The 20,463-nt window shown below is 69.7% G+C and carries 17 protein-coding genes and 2 tRNA genes; 16 read left to right on the top strand and 3 right to left on the bottom strand.

The features are described 5' to 3' along the window. Positions 1 to 2: 2 nt before the first annotated feature. On the bottom strand, positions 3 to 1,139 hold the full coding sequence (locus tag JS756_RS19900; protein ID WP_205384474.1) for an acyltransferase family protein: 1,137 nt from the start codon (positions 1,137 to 1,139) through the stop codon (positions 3 to 5). Between the two features lie 443 nt (positions 1,140 to 1,582). On the opposite strand from JS756_RS19900, the gene JS756_RS19895 reads away from it, so the two are divergent. Continuing rightward, positions 1,583 to 1,777 carry a hypothetical protein gene (locus JS756_RS19895; protein ID WP_205384473.1) on the top strand — a complete coding sequence of 65 codons (195 nt, stop codon included), beginning with the start codon at positions 1,583 to 1,585 and terminating at the stop codon, positions 1,775 to 1,777. A gap of 190 nt (positions 1,778 to 1,967) precedes the next feature. Here the strand turns inward: JS756_RS19895 and JS756_RS19890 are convergent. Further along, positions 1,968 to 2,038 (bottom strand) — tRNA-Gly (locus JS756_RS19890). Positions 2,039 to 2,192: 154 nt separating this feature from the next. Between JS756_RS19890 and JS756_RS19885 the strand changes: the two genes are divergently transcribed. The 5 genes from JS756_RS19885 to clpX all read left to right on the top strand — a co-directional run bounded on the left by JS756_RS19885 (position 2,193) and on the right by clpX (position 7,189). Continuing rightward, positions 2,193 to 2,269 (top strand) — tRNA-Pro (locus JS756_RS19885). 276 nt (positions 2,270 to 2,545) lie between these two features. After that, positions 2,546 to 3,919 (top strand): trigger factor, encoded by a 1,374-nt coding sequence (gene tig, locus JS756_RS19880; RefSeq protein WP_205384472.1) that lies wholly within the window; start codon positions 2,546 to 2,548, stop codon positions 3,917 to 3,919. A gap of 411 nt (positions 3,920 to 4,330) precedes the next feature. Further along, on the top strand, positions 4,331 to 4,942 hold the full coding sequence (locus JS756_RS19875) for an ATP-dependent Clp protease proteolytic subunit (protein ID WP_205384556.1): 612 nt from the start codon (positions 4,331 to 4,333) through the stop codon (positions 4,940 to 4,942). A 76-nt stretch (positions 4,943 to 5,018) separates the two neighbouring features. Then, positions 5,019 to 5,699, top strand: a complete 681-nt coding sequence (locus JS756_RS19870) for an ATP-dependent Clp protease proteolytic subunit (protein ID WP_205384471.1) — start codon at positions 5,019 to 5,021, stop codon at positions 5,697 to 5,699. Between the two features lie 203 nt (positions 5,700 to 5,902). Then, on the top strand, positions 5,903 to 7,189 hold the full coding sequence (clpX, locus tag JS756_RS19865) for an ATP-dependent Clp protease ATP-binding subunit ClpX (RefSeq protein ID WP_205384470.1): 1,287 nt from the start codon (positions 5,903 to 5,905) through the stop codon (positions 7,187 to 7,189). A 59-nt stretch (positions 7,190 to 7,248) separates the two neighbouring features. On the opposite strand, the gene JS756_RS19860 is transcribed toward clpX, so the two are convergent. Further along, a complete protein-coding gene (locus JS756_RS19860) occupies positions 7,249 to 8,211 on the bottom strand; it encodes a hypothetical protein (protein WP_205384469.1) in 963 nt (320 codons plus the stop codon). A gap of 136 nt (positions 8,212 to 8,347) precedes the next feature. Between JS756_RS19860 and JS756_RS19855 the strand changes: the two genes are divergently transcribed. From JS756_RS19855 to rodA, 10 genes are all read left to right on the top strand, one after another. Continuing rightward, complete coding sequence (locus JS756_RS19855; RefSeq protein ID WP_205384468.1) at positions 8,348 to 10,978, top strand: valine--tRNA ligase; 2,631 nt, start codon at positions 8,348 to 8,350, stop codon at positions 10,976 to 10,978. A 95-nt stretch (positions 10,979 to 11,073) separates the two neighbouring features. Continuing rightward, positions 11,074 to 12,597 carry a bifunctional tetrahydrofolate synthase/dihydrofolate synthase gene (gene folC / locus JS756_RS19850; protein ID WP_205384467.1) on the top strand — a complete coding sequence of 508 codons (1,524 nt, stop codon included), beginning with the start codon at positions 11,074 to 11,076 and terminating at the stop codon, positions 12,595 to 12,597. A gap of 8 nt (positions 12,598 to 12,605) precedes the next feature. Then, complete coding sequence (locus JS756_RS19845) at positions 12,606 to 12,962, top strand: DUF4233 domain-containing protein (protein ID WP_205384466.1); 357 nt, start codon at positions 12,606 to 12,608, stop codon at positions 12,960 to 12,962. 67 nt (positions 12,963 to 13,029) lie between these two features. Beyond that, positions 13,030 to 13,443, top strand: a complete 414-nt coding sequence (gene ndk / locus JS756_RS19840) for a nucleoside-diphosphate kinase (RefSeq protein ID WP_205384465.1) — start codon at positions 13,030 to 13,032, stop codon at positions 13,441 to 13,443. Positions 13,444 to 13,757: 314 nt separating this feature from the next. Then, positions 13,758 to 14,777: a rod shape-determining protein gene (locus tag JS756_RS19835; RefSeq protein WP_205384464.1), complete on the top strand. Its 1,020-nt coding sequence runs from the start codon at positions 13,758 to 13,760 to the stop codon at positions 14,775 to 14,777. A 141-nt stretch (positions 14,778 to 14,918) separates the two neighbouring features. Then, positions 14,919 to 15,950 (top strand): rod shape-determining protein MreC, encoded by a 1,032-nt coding sequence (mreC, locus tag JS756_RS19830; protein ID WP_205384463.1) that lies wholly within the window; start codon positions 14,919 to 14,921, stop codon positions 15,948 to 15,950. A 14-nt stretch (positions 15,951 to 15,964) separates the two neighbouring features. Next, positions 15,965 to 16,636 carry a rod shape-determining protein MreD gene (mreD, locus tag JS756_RS19825; protein ID WP_205384462.1) on the top strand — a complete coding sequence of 224 codons (672 nt, stop codon included), beginning with the start codon at positions 15,965 to 15,967 and terminating at the stop codon, positions 16,634 to 16,636. A 61-nt stretch (positions 16,637 to 16,697) separates the two neighbouring features. After that, the gene (locus JS756_RS19820) at positions 16,698 to 16,877 is read left to right on the top strand and encodes a hypothetical protein (protein ID WP_205384461.1); all 180 of its coding nucleotides are present in this window, start codon (positions 16,698 to 16,700) and stop codon (positions 16,875 to 16,877) included. 18 nt (positions 16,878 to 16,895) lie between these two features. After that, positions 16,896 to 19,154 (top strand): penicillin-binding protein 2, encoded by a 2,259-nt coding sequence (gene mrdA, locus JS756_RS19815; RefSeq protein WP_205384460.1) that lies wholly within the window; start codon positions 16,896 to 16,898, stop codon positions 19,152 to 19,154. After that, positions 19,151 to 20,350, top strand: a complete 1,200-nt coding sequence (rodA, locus tag JS756_RS19810; RefSeq protein WP_205384459.1) for a rod shape-determining protein RodA — start codon at positions 19,151 to 19,153, stop codon at positions 20,348 to 20,350. Before mrdA ends, rodA begins: the two co-directional genes overlap by 4 nt. Positions 20,351 to 20,463 lie beyond the last annotated feature (113 nt).

Below are 20,463 nucleotides of genomic sequence, written 5' to 3'. Positions count from 1 at the left end.
CCCTACGCGCTGGCCTTCTCCCGTTCGCGTACCGGCGCCCGCCCGGACTGCTCCCGCTCGCGGGCCGGTCCGGCCTCCTCCCGGCGGAACGCCCACTCCATCCGCGGCTCCATCGCGAACCGGAAGAGCCGCTGCACCGGCGGCGTGCACAGCAGCGTCACGGCTGTCGCGGCGAGGACGGTGACCAGGATCTCGCCGGCGGGCCCGTGCAGCCAGGCGTGGTCGTACCAGCCGGCGTAGTCGCTGCCCTTGGCCAGGAAGCCGTGCAGCAGATAGCCGTACAGGGTGCCCGCCCCGAGTGCCGTGCACCACAGCCGGCGCCCCGGCGACCAGGACAGGAAGCAGGCGGTCAGCAGCACCGCGCAGCCGAAGAGGACCAGGACCATGACAGGCCCGGCCCACCAGGCGGCGTGCAACTCCTGCGCGGAGTCGCTGTGGTAGAGCCAGGAGTTGTCCACGCGCGGCACTGACCACCAGGCGACGGCGAACGCGCCCGCGAACACCGGGACGGACAGGACGCGCACCGCCCGCCGGCGCACCCACCTGAAGTGCTCGGGCCGCAGGCACAGCCCCAGGACGAAGTACGGCAGGAACTGCAGCACCCGCTGCAGGTCCAGGTCGTTGCCGATCCCGGGGGAGGCGGACGCCAGCATGGCCATGCCGAGCGCGAGGAGCAGCGGCAGGCGCACCAGCCGCCACAGCGGCGAGGTCAGCCGCCAGACGAACAGGGCACACAGGAACCAGGTCAGGTACCAGGGGTCGAGCAGGCTGATCGGCTGGTCGTGCAGGTGCCCGACATCGCGCCGGAAGTAGGTGTAGGCGATCTCGAACAGGACGTAGGGCACCACGACGGACGTCACCAGCCGCCGGAGCCGGTCCGGGCGCATGTCGAAACTACGGGAGAAATAACCCGAGATGATGATGAACGCCGGCATGTGGAACGCGTACACGACCCGGTAGGCGGCCTCCAGGGCCCGGCTGTCGGCCTTGAGCGGCTCCCAGGCGTGCCCGACGGCGACGAGGACGATCGTCAGGAACTTGGCGTTGTCGAAGAAGGCGTCGCGCGGTCTGGAAGCGGTCGCTTTCGGTGTGTTCTGACGCTGCTGTTGTTTTTCTGGGGACGTGGCGGCGTGGAACATCTGAGGCACCCTAGCGTCGCGCACGGCGGTCGCAAAACCTCCGCGGTCATTCCGTGTTATTCGCTGCGGCTACCCGCATTCGGCGCGATGCTGCCGCCCGTGATGTCGGACTTCGTCATGACTTGGCGGCCCATCAGGGCTCATCGCGCGCCTCTTCACCGACCGCGCGAATTCGCGCCGAACACGATGTGTGGGCGGAGAAATGATCTCCCGTCATTACCCCCACGAGTGGTGTGTCGAATTACTGTGCGGGGTGGCGCGGGGAGAGGCGGGCGGGGCGATGCGGTGCATCGCGTCCCGGACCGGCGGGTGGGGCGGGTTCGCCCGGCGATGTGTCACGCGCCGCATGAGGTGGCCGGGTTGGTGGCACGATGGTCCTGGCGGGGGAGTGCGGCGCTGCACCCCCGGCCGGGAGAGCGGACCGACCGAGGGTGTGATCAGTTGTGGCCATTTCACTGTCCGTCGTGCTGCTGTTGGCGATCATCCTGGTGGTGATGATGCGTGGGGGCTCCATCAAGGCGGGCCCCGTGGTCGTGGCCGTCCTGTTCGGCTTCTTCCTCGCCTCGACCGGCGTGGCCCCGTCGATCAATCGTTTCCTCGACTCGATAGCCCAGACGATCAACTCGATCAGCTTCTGAGCCCGGACCCTTCCGGCGCGACCGAGCCGCACCTCACCGGCCCCGTCCGCGGCGGCGGGCCCCTCATCGGCTGCCCGTGTGTCGACGACTTCCGGTGTCCACGCCCGCCCGGCCCGGGCACGGGGCCCGGGGAACGACTCAGGGCCAGGTCGGAGGAGGAGACCTCCGACCTGGCCCTGAGTACGTACAGAGCGGGCGACGGGAATCGAACCCGCGTAGCCAGTTTGGAAGACTGGGGCTCTACCATTGAGCTACGCCCGCACAGTATGCGCCGCAGGCCGGACCGGCCACGGCGCTGCACGCATCGTAGCGGGTCGGCCCCCCTCGCCGCACACCCCGTCGGCTCCCGCCGCCGCGCTCCGCGAATGCGGAGGTCCCGCCGCCTGCGGGCATGTACCCTACGTGTCGCACCAGACGGGGTGTGGCGCAGCTTGGTAGCGCGTCCGCTTTGGGAGCGGAAGGCCGTGGGTTCAAATCCCGCCACCCCGACCACCTGCTCGACGCGCTCGGCCCTTCCCTGAGCTCCGAGCCGCGCCCGGTCCTCTCGGGGGCGGTCCGGAGGGGGTGTTCCGACCGGCGGTCGCCGGGGCCGGCCGCGCCCCCCGCGCCCGGGTGATGATCGCCTTTTGGGTGGCTCGGCGGCTGCGGTTACTATGCAAGCTGCGCGCCCGTGTGTCTCATCCTCTGAAGTCCTCCGGGCGGCGAATTCCGCCGGAGCCGGTCTGGCTCCGGCAGAGACCGAGAAGTCAGCCACAAGGAGACCGAACCGTGAAGAGCGCCGTGGAGACCCTGAACCCGACCCGGGTTCGGCTCACTGTCGAGGTGCCCTTCGAGGAGCTCAAGGACAGCCTCGACGCGGCGTACAAGAAGATCAACCAGCAGGTCACGGTGAAGGGCTTCCGCAAGGGCAAGATCCCCGCCCGGGTCATCGACCAGCGGTTCGGTCGCGGTGCCGTGCTGGAGGAGGCCGTCAACGACGCGCTTCCCAAGTTCTACACGGAGGCGGTCAACGAGGCCGAGCTCTCCGTCCTCGGCCAGCCCGAGGTCGACATCACCGAGCTGAAGGACGGCGAGACGCTGAACTTCACCGCCGAGGTCGACATCCGCCCCGCGCTCGAGCTCCCCGAGGACTTCTCCTCCATCGAGGTCGAGGTCGACGCCGTCGAGGTCACCGACGAGGACATCGAGAAGTCGGTCGAGCAGCTGCGCGAGCGCTTCGCCTCCACCACGCCGGTCGAGCGCGCCGCCGAGGACGGCGACGTGATCACCGTCGACCTGGAGGCCAAGGTCGACGGCGAGGTCCTGGAGGACGGCGTCGCCACCGGTGTCTCCTACACCATCGGCTCCGGCGAGCTGCTGGACGGCATCGACGACGCCGTGAAGGGCCTGGAGGCCGGTGGCGAGGCCACCTTCACCTCCGAGCTCAAGGGCGGCACCGGGGCCGGCAAGGAGGCCGAGGTCGCCGTCAAGGTGAGCCAGGTCGCCAAGCGTGAGCTCCCCGAGCTGGACGACGAGTTCGCTCAGCTCGCCTCCGAGTTCGACACCCTGGAGGAGCTGAAGGCCGACAGCCGCAAGCGCCTCGCGAACATGAAGCAGTACGACCAGGCCACGCAGGCCCAGGAGCGCGTCCTGGAGAAGCTGCTGGAGCTGGTGGAGGTCCCCGTTCCCGAGAAGCTCCTCGAGGACGAGATCAACACCCGCCAGCACAACCTGGAGCACCACCAGCTCGGGCAGATGGGCCTGACCCTCGACAAGTACCTGGAGATCCAGGGCAAGACCGCCGAGGAGTTCGAGACCGAGACCCGCGAGGCCGCGGTCAAGGGCATCAAGACCCAGTTCGTCCTGGACGAGCTCGTCAAGCGCGAGAAGCTCAACGTCAACCAGGAGGAGCTCACCGAGCACCTCATGCGCCGTGCCGCCTCCTCCGGCATGTCCCCCGACCAGTTCGCCCAGGCCGTCGTCGAGGGCGGCCAGGTGCCGCTGCTCGTCGGCGAGGTCGCCCGCGGCAAGGCCCTGGCCCTGGTCGTCGAGGCCGCCACGGTGAAGGACACCGACGGCGAGGTCGTCGACCTGGAGGACGAGGACGAGGTCGAGGCCGCCACGGAGGCCGTGGAGGCCGCCGAGGAGAAGTCCGAGGGCTGAGCCCGCCGCCTTCTGAGCGCCGCACACGGGCCCCGGGGACTCCGCCCCCGGGGCCCGTTCGCCTACCCGGCCCCGCTCGCACCCCGGGGGCCGGGGGCCTGCCCGCACGGCCCCCGCCGGGCTCCCCCGCGGGCCGCCGCCCGGCCCCGTCGCCCGCACCTCGCGGCCCCCGGAGCGTCCGGGTCCCGCGCCTCCGCTTCCGGCTGCCCGAGGCGCCCGGCCAACCGAATGCAACCGCGGCGCTACGCCCCCGGCGAACACCCCCCGCTCCGGGATTCCCCGAAGGGACCCGCGCGTTAGGGTCCATGAATACGAGGGCAGTGGAGTCCCCGAGACGGCTCCAGCCCGCAGGGAAACGTGAGACGGCCCGGCGCCGTCGCAAGACGAGCAGGTGGATACGTGACGAATCTGATGCCCTCCGCCGCCGGCGAGCCCTCCATCGGCGGTGGCCTCGGCGACCATGTCTACAACCGGCTGCTCAACGAGCGGATCATCTTCCTCGGCCAGCCGGTCGACGACGACATCGCGAACAAGATCACCGCACAGCTGCTGCTCCTTGCCGCCGACCCCGACAAGGACATCTACCTGTACATCAACAGCCCCGGCGGATCGATCACGGCCGGCATGGCGATCTACGACACCATGCAGTACATCAAGAACGACGTGGTGACGATCGCCATGGGCCTCGCGGCCTCCATGGGCCAGTTCCTGCTCAGCGCGGGCACGCCGGGCAAGCGCTTCGCGCTGCCCAACGCCGAGATCCTGATCCACCAGCCGTCCGCCGGCCTGGCCGGATCGGCCTCGGACATCAAGATCCACGCCGAGCGGCTGCTGCACACCAAGAAGCGCATGGCCGAGCTGACGGCCCTGCACACCGGCCAGTCGGTCGAGCAGATCACCCGCGACTCGGACCGCGACCGCTGGTTCGACGCCAACGAGGCCAAGGAGTACGGCCTCATCGACGACGTGATCGCCACGGCCGCCGGCATGCCGGGCGGCGGCGGCACCGGGGCGGGCTCCTGAGGCCCGTAGCGGCCCTCTACGGCCCCGCCTGGACCCACCGCCCCAGCCACCGCCCCAGCCCCTCTCAGGAGACACCGTGAACGACTTCCCCGGCAGCGGCCTCTACGACCGTGCGCGCGCCGAGTACACCGGCCCCTCGGCCGAGTCCCGATACGTGATCCCGCGCTTCGTCGAGCGCACCTCCCAGGGCATCCGCGAGTACGACCCGTACGCGAAGCTCTTCGAGGAGCGCGTGATCTTCCTCGGCGTCCAGATCGACGACGCGTCCGCCAACGACGTCATGGCGCAGCTGCTGTGCCTGGAGTCGATGGACCCCGACCGGGACATCTCGGTCTACATCAACAGCCCCGGCGGCTCCTTCACCGCGCTCACGGCGATCTACGACACCATGCAGTTCGTCAAGCCGGACATCCAGACGGTGTGCATGGGCCAGGCGGCCTCCGCCGCGGCCGTGCTGCTCGCCGCGGGCACGCCCGGCAAGCGCATGGCCCTGCCGAACGCGCGCGTGCTGATCCACCAGCCCTACAGCGAGACCGGCCGCGGCCAGGTCTCCGACCTGGAGATCGCGGCCAACGAGATCCTGCGGATGCGCTCGCAGCTGGAGGAGATGCTGGCCAAGCACTCCACCACGCCGATCGAGAAGATCCGCGAGGACATCGAGCGCGACAAGATCCTCACGGCCGAGGACGCGCTCCAGTACGGCCTGATCGACCAGATCATCTCCACCCGGAAGATGAACAACGCGTCGGTTCGCTGACGCGCAGGGTCTTTCTGACCTGTATCGTCTGCCGCCCCTTGGCACGGTGTGGCACTGTGCATGGCAAGGCGCACGACAAAGTGAACCGTGCCAAGGGGGGCCCGAACGAGGGGCCCGGCAAGGTACCGTCGACATAAGGCAGCACCAGGAGCCGCTGGACCGCAACGTGTCCAGGCGTCTCCCAGGCGAAGGGGAAGCACACCGTGGCACGCATCGGTGACGGCGGCGATCTGCTCAAGTGCTCGTTCTGCGGCAAGAGCCAGAAGCAGGTCAAGAAGCTCATCGCAGGCCCCGGTGTGTACATCTGCGACGAGTGCATCGATCTCTGCAACGAGATCATCGAGGAGGAGCTCGCCGAGACCAGCGAGGTGCGCTGGGAGGAGCTCCCCAAGCCCCGCGAGATCTACGAGTTCCTCGAGGGATACGTGGTGGGCCAGGAGGCGGCCAAGAAGGCCCTCTCCGTCGCGGTGTACAACCACTACAAGCGCGTGCAGGCCGGTGAGAACGGCGGCGCGGGCGGGCGCGACGACGCGATCGAGCTGGCGAAGTCGAACATCCTGCTGCTCGGCCCCACGGGCTCCGGCAAGACCCTCCTCGCCCAGACGTTGGCCCGCATGCTGAACGTGCCGTTCGCGATCGCCGACGCGACCGCGCTGACGGAGGCCGGGTACGTCGGCGAGGACGTCGAGAACATCCTGCTGAAGCTGATCCAGGCCGCCGACTACGACGTCAAGAAGGCCGAGACCGGCATCATCTACATCGACGAGATCGACAAGGTCGCCCGTAAGAGCGAGAACCCGTCGATCACGCGCGACGTCAGCGGCGAGGGCGTCCAGCAGGCGCTGCTGAAGATCCTGGAGGGCACCACGGCGTCGGTGCCGCCGCAGGGCGGCCGCAAGCACCCCCACCAGGAGTTCATCCAGATCGACACGACGAACGTGCTGTTCATCGTGGGCGGTGCCTTCGCCGGCCTGGAGAAGATCATCGAGTCCCGGGCGGGTGCCAAGGGCATCGGCTTCGGAGCGACGATCCGGTCCAAGCGCGAGATCGAGTCCAAGGACATGTTCGAGGAGGTCATGCCGGAGGACCTGGTCAAGTTCGGCATGATCCCGGAGTTCATCGGCCGCCTCCCCGTGATCACCTCGGTCCACAACCTGGACCGCGAGGCACTGCTGAAGATCCTCGTCGAGCCGCGCAACGCACTGGTCAAGCAGTACGAGCGCCTTTTCGAACTCGACGGCGTGGAGCTGGACTTCGAGCGCGAGGCACTGGAGGCCATCGCCGACCAGGCCATCCTCCGCCAGACCGGCGCGCGGGGTCTGCGGGCCATCATGGAAGAGGTCCTGATGTCCGTGATGTACGAGGTGCCGTCGCGCAAGGACGTCGCGCGGGTCGTCATCACGGCGGACGTCGTCCACTCCAACGTCAACCCGACCCTCATCCCGCGCGACGCGCGCGGGCGCGGCTCGGGCGAGCAGAAGTCCGCGTAGCGGCACGACGGAAGGGGCCCCGGTCGACCGGGGCCCCTTCCGTCGTTTCCGCCGAGGCGTCAGGCCTTGACGCGGACCGCCTTGCGCAGCTTGGCCGCCAGTTCGGCGTCGGCCTCCGGGTCGGCGCTCTTGCCGGCCGCGAGGTTGGCGAACTCCATCGGCATGACGAAGCCGAGCGTGCTGTGGTCGCCCCAGATGCAGACCGACATGCTCATCTCCTTCGGCTGGCCGGCACCCCCGTCGGAGTTGTCGACCTTCGCCTGCTGGCACTTGAGGACCGCCCCGTCCAGCGATGCCGGCTTGTACTTCTTCGGCTCGCCGACCAGCGTGACGTCGTCGTCGTTGCCGCCGTCCTTGCTCTGCGTCTTCATGTAGGCGAACATCGCGTCGACGGTCTTCTCGGGGTCGTCGATCGTGCCGTAGACGCCGCCGAACTGGATCATCCGCTGGCTCAGCGGGTTGTCCGCGTCGCCCGCCTGGTACGCGGCGCTGACGTCCTTGGGGTTGTGCACACCCCACTTCTCGGCGTCCTTCATGTCCTCGTCCGACATGGTGCTGCTGTCGCTCTCGGACTTCTTGTAGTCGCCCAGCACGGTCTCGGGCGTCGTCAGCTTGTGCGGACCGTCGTCCGCGACGTCGGAGCCCCCGCCGCCCCCGCCGATCACGAAGTACGCGCCCACCGCGATCGCCGCGACCACCGCGACCGCGCCGATGATCAGCCCGGTCTTCTTCCCGCCGCCCGCCGGAGCCGGCGGCTGCGGGACGGTGCCGTAGGGGGCCTGGCCGTACGGGCCCGGCTGGGGCGGAACGCCCTGCGGGGCCTGCTGGGGATGGCCGTAGCCCGGCTGGGGGGCCTGCGGCTGCTGCGGGTAGCCGTAGCCCGGCTGGGGGGCCTGCGGCTGCTGCGGGTAGCCGTAGCCGGGCTGGGGGGCCTGCGGCTGCTGGCCGTGAGGTCCCGGCTGGCCGTACGGCCCGGGCTGCTGGGGCTGCCCGCCGTACGGGCCCGGCTGGTTGTGGCTCATTCCTGGGTTCCCCTCCAGATGCTTATGCGTCTTTGACATCCTGGCCCAGGCATCCCGCACACACGGCGGCGGGGGGCCCACCGTTACAGAACAAACGCGTTTCGGGACACCGTCGTGACGCCTCTAAACTGACTCCGTGACCGATAACGCTCAGCAGCAGCCACCAGCGCCCACCACAGAACTGCCGACCCAGTACGCGCCGGCCGACGTAGAGGGGCCGCTGTACGAGCGCTGGGTGGAGCGGGGTTACTTCGAGGCCGACGCCAAGAGCGACAAGCCGCCGTTCACCGTCGTCATCCCGCCGCCGAACGTCACGGGCAGCCTGCACCTGGGGCACGCCTTCGAGCACACCCTCATCGACGCCCTGACCCGGCGCAAGCGGATGCAGGGGTACGAGACGCTGTGGCAGCCCGGCATGGACCACGCCGGCATCGCCACGCAGAACGTCGTCGAGCGGGAGCTGGCCAAGGAGGGCAAGTCCCGGCACGACCTGGGCCGTGAGACGTTCGTCGAGCGGGTCTGGCAGTGGAAGGGCGAGTCCGGCGGACAGATCTCCGGGCAGATGCGGCGTCTCGGCGACGGCGTCGCCTGGTCCCGTGAGCGCTTCACCATGGACGAGGGCCTCTCCCAGGCCGTCCAGACCATCTTCAAGCGGCTGTACGACGACGAGCTGATCTACCGCGCCGAGCGCATCATCAACTGGTGCCCCCGGTGCCTCACCGCGATCTCGGACATCGAGGTGGAGTACCAGGACGACGACGGCGAGCTCGTGTCCATGCGCTACGGCGACGGCGACGAGTCCATCGTCGTGGCCACCACCCGTGCCGAGACCATGCTCGGCGACACCGCTGTCGCCGTCCATCCCGACGACGAGCGCTACCGGCACCTCGTCGGCAGGACCGTGAAGCTGCCGCTGACCGACCGCTCCATCCCGGTCGTCGCGGACACGCACGTCGATCCCGCGTTCGGCACCGGCGCCGTCAAGGTCACCCCGGCGCACGACCCGAACGACTTCGAGATCGGCCGGCGTCACGACCTCCCGTCCCTGACGGTCATGGACGAGCACGCGGTCATCACGGCTCACGGCCCCTTCCAGGGCCTGGACCGCCTGGAGGCCCGCTCCGCCATCGTCGCCGCGCTGCGTGCCGAGGGCCGGATCGTCGCCGAGAAGCGGCCCTACGCCCACTCCGTCGGCCACTGCTCGCGCTGCAAGACCACCGTCGAGCCGCGCCTGTCCATGCAGTGGTGGGTCAAGGTCGGCCCGCTGGCGAAGGCGGCCGGCGACGCCGTCCGCGACGGCAAGGTCAAGATCCATCCGCAGGAGATGGAGAAGCGGTACTTCGACTGGGTCGACAACCTCCACGACTGGTGCATCTCGCGTCAGTTGTGGTGGGGCCACCGCATCCCCGTCTGGTACGGCCCCGGCGGCGAGGTCGTCTGCGTCGGCCCCGACGAGGAGCCGCCCGGCACCGAGGCGGAGGGCTGGCGCCAGGACACGGACGTCCTCGACACCTGGTTCTCCTCGGGCCTGTGGCCGTTCTCGACCCTCGGCTGGCCCGAACAGACCGAGTCGCTCGGCAAGTTCTACCCCAACTCCGTCCTCGTCACCGGCTACGACATCCTCTTCTTCTGGGTCGCCCGGATGATGATGTTCGGCCTGTACGCGATGGACGGCACCCCGCCGTTCCACACCATCGCCCTGCACGGCATGGTCCGCGACCAGTTCGGCAAGAAGATGTCGAAGTCCTTCGGCAACGCGGTCAACCCGCTGGACTGGATGGACAAGTACGGCTCCGACGCCCTCCGGTTCACCCTCGCGCGCGGCGCCAACCCCGGCGTCGACGTCCCGATCGGCGAGGACTGGGTCCAGGGTTCGCGCAACTTCGCCAACAAGATCTGGAACGCCACGCGCTTCGCGCTGATGAACGGCGCCACGGTCGAGGGCCCGCTGCCGGACGCCGCGCAGATGTCGCCGACGGACCGCTGGATCCTCTCCCGGCTCAACTCCGTCGTCGCCGAAGTCGACGCGTACTACGACGACTTCCAGTTCGCCAAGCTGTCCGACGCCCTGTTCCACTTCGCGTGGGACGAGGTCTTCGACTGGTACGTCGAGCTGTCGAAGACGGTCTTCCAGGCCGGCGGCGAGGCGGCCGAGGTCAGCAAGCGGGTCCTGGGCGAGGTCCTCGACGTCACGCTCCGGCTGCTGCACCCCGTGGTCCCGTTCGTCACCGAGACCCTGTGGACCACCCTCACCGGCGGGGAGTCGGTCGTCGTCGCCGACTGGCCCGCGGACAGCGGCTTCCGCGACACGGCGGCGGAGCGGGAGATCGAGACGCTCCAGACCGTCATCACCGAGGTCCGCCGTTTCCGCGCCGACCAGGGCCTCCAGCCGGGCCAGCGGGTCCCGGCCCGGCTGTCCCTGGGCGGTACGGCGCTGGCGCCGCACGAGGCCGCCATCCGCCAGTTGCTGCGCCTGCAGCCGGAGGGCGACGCCTTCACGGCGACGGCCACCCTGCCCATCGCCGGCGCGGAGGTCGCCCTGGACCTGTCCGGCACGATCGACGTGGCCGCGGAGCGCAAGCGCCTGGCCAAGGACCTCGCCGCGGCCCAGAAGGAACGCCAGCAGGCCGAGGCCAAGCTGGGCAACGAGGCGTTCCTGGCCAAGGCCCCCGACCACGTCGTGGACAAGATCCGCACCCGCCTGGCCAAGGCCGACGAGGACATCGCCCGCATCCAGGCCCAGCTGGAGAAGCTGCCGCCGCAGTGATCCCCGAGACCGCGGCAGGCGACGGCCCCGGGACTGCGCACGCAGCCCCGGGGCCGTCGCCCACCTTCGCCGGCCGGGCTCCGTAGACTGGCCCTGTGAGCGACATCCCCGGCACCAACGACCAGAACGACCAGCCCGACCCCCTCGACTCCTTCGACGGGATCGTCGCGGCCGAGACCGACCGTGACCCCGACCTCGCCGTGATCGAGGCCGGCAGCCGCACCCTGCGTACCCAGGGCGGCCCGCCGCCGGCCGACGTGCCCGGACGGCCGGAGGACCCGGAGGTCGACAACGCGCTGCGCGAGGTCGAGGCGGAGCTGGCCACCCGCTGGGGCGAGACCAAATTGGAGCCCTCGGTGAGCCGGATCGCCGCGCTCATGGACGTCCTGGGGGAGCCGCAGCGGGCGTACCCGTCGATCCACATCACCGGAACCAACGGCAAGACCTCCACGGCCCGCATGATCGAGGCCCTGCTCAACGCCTTCGAGCTGCGCACCGGCCGCTACACCTCGCCGCACGTGCAGTCGATCACCGAGCGGATCAGCCTGGACGGCGCGCCGATCACGGCGGAACGGTTCATCGAGACCTACCGCGACATCCGGCCGTACGTCGAGATGGTCGACTCCTCGCAGGAGTACCGGCTGTCCTTCTTCGAGGTGCTCACCGGCATGGCCTACGCGGCGTTCGCCGACGCACCGGTCGACGTGGCCGTCGTCGAGGTCGGCATGGGCGGCTCCTGGGACGCCACCAACGTGATCGACGGGGACGTCGCCGTCGTGACGCCCATCGACCTGGACCACACCGACCGGCTCGGCGGGACGACCGCGGAGATCGCCGGGGAGAAGGCGGGGGTCATCAAGCCGGACGCCACCGTGATCCTGGCGCAGCAGCCGGTGGACGCCGCGCAGGTGCTGCTGAAGAAGGCCGTCGAGGTCGACGCGACCGTGGCCCGGGAGGGCCTGGAGTTCGGGGTCGCGGCGAGGCAGGTCGCCGTCGGCGGGCAGCTGATGACGCTGCACGGTCTGGGCGGCGAGTACACCGAGGTCTACCTCCCGCTGCACGGCGCCCACCAGGCGCACAACGCGGCCGTCGCGCTCGCCGCGGTGGAGGCGTTCTTCGGAGTGGGGGCGCAGCGGGCGGAGCCGCTGGACCTGGAGACGGTGCGCAAGGCGTTCGCGTCCGTGGCCTCGCCCGGCCGCCTGGAGGTCGTGCGCCGGTCGCCGACCGTCGTGTTGGACGCCGCGCACAACCCGGCGGGCGCGCGTGTCACCGCCGACGCACTCGGGGAGGCGTTCCAGTTCAGCCGTCTGATCGGGGTCGTCGGCGCCAGCGGCGACAAGAACGTTCGGGGGTTGCTGGAGGCGTTCGAGCCCGTCTTCGCGGAGGTCGTGGTCACCCAGAACTCCACTCACCGCGCCATGGACGCCGACGAGCTGGCCGCGCTGGCCGTCGAGGTCTTCGGCGAGGAGCGCGTCCAGGTCGAGCCGCGGCTGCCGGACGCGCTGGAGGCCGCGATCACCCTCGCGGAGGAGGAGGGCGAGTTCGCCGGCGGTGGCGTCCTCGTCACCGGTTCCGTCATCACGGTGGGCGAAGCCCGCCTGCTCCTCGGGAAGGGCTGAGGTCACCTGTGCGTACGCTCTGCTCCTCGACGCTGATCGGCGAGTTCTTCGTCATCGGGTTCGCCGCGCTGGTCGCGATGAAGGACCCGGACCTGTCCACCGGCACGGTGTGGGCGGTCAGCGGCACCGCGATGGTGCTGTGCCTGCTCCTGTGCGGCCTGGTGACCAGGCCCGGCGGGGTGGCGCTCGGCTGGGTGCTGCAGCTCGTGCTCGTCGCCTCCGGGTTCTTCGTGCCGACGATGTTCTTCATGGGTGCGGTGTTCGCCGTGCTGTGGTGGGCCTCGGTGCACTTCGGGCGGAAGGTCGACGAGGCGAGGGCGAGATTCGCCGCGCAGAGCGGTTCCTCCACGGCTGACGCTGCCTGACGGGCGTGTCGACACGCCCTGTAACCTCGTGCCACCGCACACCTGGCAGGAATAAAGGAGTCCTCCCGTGACCCAGCGCACCCTCGTCCTTCTCAAGCCCGACGCCGTCCGTCGTGGCCTGACCGGCGAGATCATCAGCCGTATCGAGCGCAAGGCCGGCTGGCAGATCACCGCGCTGGAGCTGCGTACGCTGGACCAGGACACGCTGGAGCAGCACTACGGAGAGCACAAGGGCAAGCCGTTCTACGAGCCGCTGGTGGAGTTCATGGCCTCCGGTGCCGTCGTGGCGATGATCGTCGAGGGCGAGCGGGTCATCGAGGGCCTGCGCCGGCTGGCCGGTCCGACCGACCCGATCGCCGCCGCGCCCGGCTCCATCCGGGGCGACTACGGCGTGATCGTGCGTGAGAACCTGATTCACGCCTCCGACTCCGAGGAGTCCGCCGAGCGCGAGGTGAAGATCTTCTTCCCGGGCCGCGCCTGAGCTGTCACACCCAGGTCTCGGAAATGTTTTTTCTGAGACTCCGTCATCTCGACCCGCGTCGAAAGCAGGGACGGCCGTACCTTTTCGGCCGTCCCTTGGCATATGCCGCGCCGATCGGGGGAACGTGTGCCCCCGATGGGTCGTCTCCACAAGCGAGGTGGCTCGCCATCTGCTGACAATGGCGAAGACCCTCGCGCAGTGTTCGTGCGGGCGCCACTACGATGGAGCCCTTCACGTCACAGCACCCACTTTGCCGACCTGAAAAGCCCTCAAAAGCTCATGGGAAGGCCAGACGAATCCTGATGGGGAACTCAATGTCGTTCATCGGCCGTGACATGGCTGTCGACCTCGGGACCGCCAACACGCTGGTGTACGTGAGGGGTCGCGGGATCGTACTCAACGAGCCGTCCGTCGTCGCGATCAACACCAACACCGGTGGCATCCTCGCGGTCGGCGCCGAAGCGAAGAAGATGATCGGGCGCACGCCCGGCAACATTGTTGCCGTGCGTCCGCTGAAGGACGGCGTGATCGCCGACTTCGAGATCACCGAGCGGATGCTCCGCTATTTCATTCTGAAGATCCACAAGCGGCGGTATCTCGCCCGGCCGCGCGTCGTCGTGTGTGTGCCCTCCGGTATCACCGGCGTCGAGCGCCGTGCCGTCATCGAGGCGTCGACCCAGGCCGGCGCCCGTCAGGTGCACATCATCGAGGAGCCCATGGCCGCGGCCATCGGCTCCGGCCTGCCGGTCCACGAGGCCACGGGCAACATGGTGGTGGACATCGGCGGCGGCACGACGGAGGTAGCGGTCATCTCCCTCGGCGGCATCGTCACCGCCCAGTCCATCCGCGTGGCGGGCGACGAGCTGGACAACGCGATCATCCAGCACGTCAAGAAGGAGTACTCGCTCCTGCTGGGTGAGCGGACGGCCGAACAGATCAAGATCACGGTCGGTTCGGCGTACGACCTCGACTCCGACGAGCACACCGAAATCCGCGGCCGGGACCTCGTCTCCGGGCTGCCCAAGACGGTCGTCATCTCCGCCGCTGAGGTGCGGAAGGCGATCGAGGAGCCCGTCAACGCCATCGTCGACGCGGTGAAGACGACCCTCGACAAGTGCCCGCCGGAGCTGTCCGGCGACATCATGGACCGCGGAATCGTTCTGACGGGCGGCGGAGCACTGCTGCGCGGCCTCGACGAGCGGCTGCGCCGCGAGACCGGCATGCCGATCCACATCGCCGAGGAACCGCTGGACAGCGTGGCCCTCGGCTCCGGCAAGTGCGTGGAGGAGTTCGAGGCGCTCCAGCAGGTGCTGGACGCCGCCCCCCGCAGATGACGCGCCGGGACGCTTCCGCCGTACGAGACGATCTCCTCTCGTGCGGCGGATCGTTGATATCGAGACATAAGCTCCCCATGAAGCCCTGGGCGTGCCCCGGGGCTCCCCGAATTCCTATGAGGAAGGGCACGGCCGCCGCACGTGAGGGACACACGAGAGAGCCGGCTGCTCCTGGTGCTGCTGATCGCCATCGCGTTCGCGCTGATCACGGTGGACATCCGCGGCGGCAAGGACTCCCCGGTCGACGGTGCCCGGCAGGCCGCGGCCGCGGTCTTCGGTCCGATCGAGAACGGCGTGTCGTCGGCGGTGAACCCGGTCGGCGACGCCGTCTCGGCGGTCCGCGACTCCGGTGAGCGTCACGACCGGCTGGCGCGGCTGGAGAAGGAGAACGCGGCCCTCAAGGCGAAGCTCGGCAGCGATGACCGCAACCGCAGCCGCCTCAAGCAGCTCGACACGATGCTCAAGGTCGCCGGCGAGGGGCAGTACGGCATCAAGGGCGCCCAGGTCATCGCCATAGGAGCAGCCCAGGGCTTCTCCTGGACCATCACCATCGACGTCGGCGCCGACGACGGCATCCGGCGGGACATGACCGTCCTCAACGGCGACGGGCTCGTCGGCCGCGTCACCACCGTCGGACCCGGCACCGCCACCGTCCTGCTCGCCAACGACCCCGACTTCACCGTCGGCACCCGGATGGAGGGCAGCGACGAGCTCGGCTTCGCCTCCGGGCAGGGCGACCGCCCGCTGCGCGTGGAGCTCCTCAACGGCAAGGCCGACGTCAAGAAGGGCGACCGCCTGGTCACCTTCGGCTCGCAGGCCGACAAGCCCTTCGTCCCCGGAGTCCCCGTCGGCATCGTCTCCCGGGTCGACCCCTCCGGGGGCGACCTGACCCGCACCCTCTACGTCACGCCGTTCGTCGGCTTCACCCGGCTCGACATCGTCGGCGTCGTCGTCGAGGCGCCGAAGAAGGACCCGCGCGACACCGTACTCCCGCCGAAGCCCAAGCCGACCCCGACACCGACGGTCACCGTCACCGTCACGCCCGGCGCCACGGCGCCGGCCGACGGCCTGCAGCAGGGCACCGAGGAACAACTCGTCGAGGGGCGGCAGCCCGTCGACGGCGGACCGTCCGCCGACGGCGGACAGCAGCAAGACGGCCAAGAGCAGCGGTAGGAGCTGACTTTTCCATGCGCGTCAACCGGATCCTGCTCTCCACGGTGCTGGTGGTCGTCGCCCTGGTGGTCCAGGTGAGCGTCCTCGCCCGCCTCCACCTGCCGGGCGCCGTCCCCGACCTGCTCCTGCTCACCGTCCTCGGCCTCGCCATGGTCTACGGCCACGTCGGCGGTGCCCTCATCGGCTTCGGCGCCGGACTGCTCGCCGACCTCGCCCCGCCGGCCGACCACGCTGCCGGTCGCTACGCGCTGGTGCTGTGCGTCATCGGCTACTGCGCCGGACTGATCAAACCGGAGAACGGCCAGGTCAAGTCGGCCACCGGCCCCATGGTGACGGTCGTCGCCGCCGCGATCGGCTCCACGCTGCTGTACGCGGGTGTCGGCGCCCTCGTCGGTGACACCGCCGCCCGCCACGTCGGCCTGACCGGCCTGCTCTTCTCGGCCGCCCTCTACGACCTGCTGCTCGCGCCCTTCGTGGTCCCGGGCGTCATGGCGCTGGCCCGCCGCGCCGAGAACGATCCGCTCTCCGACGCCGGCTCCTCCGCCAGATCCACCGACATCTCCTCGGGCTGGCTGGCGGGCGGCACCGGCCTGAAGATCGGTGGGCAGCGCAACGGGCTGCGGGTGAAGGCGGCCCGCGCCCGCACCGCCCGCGCCGGACGCATCAAGGGGGTCAAGAGGCTGTGACCACAGCAAGCTTCACCGGAACGGGTGAGTACGGGGGGAACCCGGCCTGGACGGCCGGGCGTTGGACACACGAACGCCGGCGATCGCCCGGCCGCAACCGACCGCCCGGACCCACCCTCCCGGCCCGGCACGCCGTCCGCTCGACCACGCCCGTCCCTTCGACCGCGTCCGCCCGTACGACTGCGTCCGCCCGGTCGACCACATCCACCCGCTCGCACCCGGCCACTCGTCCGAGCACTGAAAGGGGGAGGCAGCAGCAGTGACCAACATCCCCGAGACCGGCCGGACGCCCCGCGTGCAGATCCGGCTCGTCGTCATCCAGATCCTCGTCCTCTCCCTGCTCGGCACCCTCGGCGGACGCCTGTGGTACCTCCAGATCCGCGAGGGCGCCGAGTACGCGAAGGAGGCCTCGGGCAACCACGTCCAGCGGGTCGTCCAGCCGGCGGTGCGCGGTTCCATCCTCGACGCCCGGGGCGTGCCCCTCGCCGACAACGAGACCCGCCTGGTGGTCTCCGCCTCCCGCACCGACCTGCTGAAACAGAAGGACGACGGCAAGGCCGTCCTCACCAAACTCGCCGGCGTCCTCGGCATGGACCCCCAGGACGTCATGCTCAAGGTCCGGCTGTGCGACGCCAAGACCCCCCAGCCCTGCTGGAACGGCTCGCCCTACCAGCCGATCCCCATCACCGACGAGGCCACCCCCAAGCAGGCCCTGCAGATCCGCGAGCGCTCCGAGGACTTCCCCGGCATCACCGCCGAACCGGAGGCCGTGCGCCGCTACCCCGCTCCCGGCAAGGCCAACACCGCCCAGGTCCTGGGCTACCTCTCGCCCGTCACCGACGACGAGATCCAGGCCGCCCAGGACACCGACTCGCCCTACCTCCGCTCCGACCAGGTCGGCCGCTCCGGCCTGGAGCGGGAGTACGACAGGGAACTGCGCGGCAAGGCCGGCGTCACCCGCTACGAGGTCGACAACCTCGGACGGGTCATCGGCCAGGCCGAGGCCGACCCGGCCCAGCCCGGCGCCAACCTCGTCACCAGCATCGACGCCCGGGTCCAGCGCATCGCCGAGTACGAGCTGAACGAGGCGATGAAGACCGCCCGCCAGCAGTGGGACCGGGTCACCGGAGAGAAGTACAAGGCCGACTCGGGCGCCGTCGTCGTGATGGAGGCCAAGACCGGCCGGATCGTCGCCATGGCCTCCAACCCGACCTACGACCCCAACGCCTGGGTCGGCGGCATCTCCGCCAAGGACTACGCCAAGCTCACCGGCAAGGACTCCAACTACCCGCTCCTCAACAGGGCCACGCAGGGCCAGTCCGCCCCCGGCTCCACCTTCAAGGTGATCTCCACCGCTGCCGCCGTCGAGGCCGGCTACCCCTTCGACGGCCGCTACCCCTGCACCAGCTCCTACTCGGTCGGCAACCAGGTCTTCAAGAACTTCGAGTCGGAGAACTTCGGCCCCATCAGCCTGGGCCGCGCCCTGGAGGTCTCCTGCGACACCGTCTTCTACGGCCTCGCGCACAAGGAATGGCAGCGGGACGGCGGCATCACGCCGAAGAAGAACGCCAACGACTACTTCTTCAAGGCCGCCCACCAGTTCGGCCTCGGCAAGGAGACCGGCATCGACCTGCCCAACGAGGTCACCGGCCGCGTCCCCGACCGCCAGTGGAAGCAGCGGTTCTGGCAGGCCAACAAGGACGCCTGGTGCAAGCAGGGCAAGAAGGACGGCACCTACGTCGAGAAGATCGCCTACGAGAACTGCCTCGAAGGCAACCGGATGCGCGCCGGTGACGAGATCAACTACTCCATCGGCCAGGGCGACACCCTCGTGACCCCGATCCAGATGGCCACCATCTACGCGGCCATCTCCAACGGCGGCACCCTGTACAACCCGACCATCGGCAAGGCCGTCGTCAGCCCCGACGGCAGGACCGTCACCGAGATCAAGCCCAAGTCCCACGGCAGGCTGCCGATAAGCGCCGCCACGCGGGACCAGATGGACGAGGCCCTCGCCGGAGTCGCCACCCGCGGTACCGCCGCCTGGCGGTTCGCACAGGTCGGCTGGCCGCAGGACAAGATCCCGATGCACGCCAAGACCGGTACCGCGGAGGTCTACGGCAAGCAGACCACCTCCTGGTTCGCCACGTACACCAAGGACTACGCGATCGTCATGACGATCTCCCAGGGCGGTACGGGCTCCGGCGCCTCCGGCCCGGCCGTGCGCAACATATACGACGCTCTGTACGGCGTCACCGACACGGGCTCCATCGACCGGAGCAAGGCGCTGCTGCCCTCCCCGCAGAAGGGTCTGCCGAAGATCAAGACCGACGGCACCATCACCTCCCCGAAGGTCGCCAAGGACCCGGCCAAGGACGCCCGCGCCTACCAGGAGGGCGCCACCGCACCGGACGAGCAGCAGCCGGGCGCGACGACCGCGTCCCCCGCGGCCGCCAACCGGGACACGCGCAGGCGACGGAAGACACCGCGCCGGGGAAGCCGGAGGAAGCTCACATGACCGGGGCCAACGGCTTCTCCGTCTCCGGGTACGGACCGGAGCGCGCGGGCTGGACGAGGATGTTCGCCCGCGACTCCGTCGCCCGCCGCCTCGACTGGCCGATCCTGCTGTCGGCGCTGTCCCTGTCGCTCATCGGCTCGGTGCTGGTCTTCTCCGCGACCCGCAACCGCACGGTGATCAACCAGGGCGACCCGTACTACTTCCTCGTGCGGCACCTGATGAACACCGGCATCGGTCTCGCGCTGATGATCGGCACGGTCTGGCTCGGCCACCGCGCGCTGCGCAACGCGGTACCCGTCCTGTACGGCCTGTCGGTCCTCGGCATCCTGCTCGTGCTCACCCCGCTCGGCTCCACCGTCAACGGCGCCCACTCGTGGATCGTGCTCGGCGGCGGCTTCTCGCTCCAGCCCTCGGAGTTCGTCAAGGTCACGATCATCCTCGGCATGGCGATGCTGCTCGCCGCCCGGGTGGACGCGGGTGACAAGCCCTACCCGGACCACAGGACCGTGCTGCAGGCCCTGGGGCTGGCCGCCGTGCCCATGCTGATCGTGCTCCTCATGCCCGACCTCGGCTCGGTCATGGTCATGGTCATCATCGTGCTCGGCGTGCTGCTCGCCTCCGGCGCCTCCAACCGCTGGGTCTTCGGCCTGATCGGTGCCGGAGCACTCGGCGCCGTCGCCGTGTGGCAGCTGCACATCCTGGACGAGTACCAGATCAACCGCTTCGCCGCCTTCGCCAACCCGGACCTCGACCCGGCCGGTGTCGGCTACAACACCAACCAGGCCCGCATCGCCATCGGCTCCGGCGGCCTCACCGGCTCCGGCCTCTTCCACGGCTCACAGACCACGGGCCAGTTCGTGCCCGAGCAGCAGACGGACTTCGTCTTCACCGTGGCCGGCGAGGAACTGGGCTTCGTGGGCGCCGGCCTGATCATCGCGCTGCTCGGCGTGGTGCTGTGGCGGGCCTGCCGCATCGCCCGCGAGACGACCGAGCTCTACGGCACCATCGTCGCCGCCGGCGTGGTCGCCTGGTTCGCCTTCCAGTCCTTCGAGAACATCGGCATGACCCTCGGCATCATGCCGGTGACCGGCCTGCCGCTGCCCTTCGTCTCCTACGGCGGTTCGTCCATGTTCGCCATATGGGTCGCCGTAGGACTTCTCCAGTCGATCCGGGTCCAACGACCCATGTCCGCCTAGTGCCTGCTGCGGCCGGAAACCTTCACCAACCTTCACCGGCGCGTGAACCCCTCCGGCCGCGGCACCGGGCCGCGGCCGGACCCGGCCCGGCGCCCGGCGTCCACCCGGGCGGG

It is taken from the genome of Streptomyces actuosus (genome assembly GCF_016921115.1).
Classification (GTDB): domain Bacteria; phylum Actinomycetota; class Actinomycetes; order Streptomycetales; family Streptomycetaceae; genus Streptomyces; species Streptomyces actuosus_A.
Note: the sequence above shows the minus strand (reverse complement) of the source record. Positions and strands in the feature narration are given on the sequence as shown.

Excerpts from the sequence above, each read along its gene's own strand:
- JS756_RS19900 (WP_205384474.1), bottom strand. The coding sequence starts at position 1,139 with ATGTTCCACGCCGCCACGTCCCCAGAAAAACAACAGCAGCGTCAGAAC.
- rodA (WP_205384459.1), top strand. The coding sequence starts at position 19,151 with ATGACCGGGGCCAACGGCTTCTCCGTCTCCGGGTACGGACCGGAGCGC.
- JS756_RS19860 (WP_205384469.1), bottom strand. The coding sequence starts at position 8,211 with ATGAGCCACAACCAGCCGGGCCCGTACGGCGGGCAGCCCCAGCAGCCC.
- JS756_RS19835 (WP_205384464.1), top strand. The coding sequence starts at position 13,758 with ATGTCGTTCATCGGCCGTGACATGGCTGTCGACCTCGGGACCGCCAAC.
- mreD (WP_205384462.1), top strand. The coding sequence starts at position 15,965 with ATGCGCGTCAACCGGATCCTGCTCTCCACGGTGCTGGTGGTCGTCGCC.
- JS756_RS19875 (WP_205384556.1), top strand. The coding sequence starts at position 4,331 with ATGCCCTCCGCCGCCGGCGAGCCCTCCATCGGCGGTGGCCTCGGCGAC.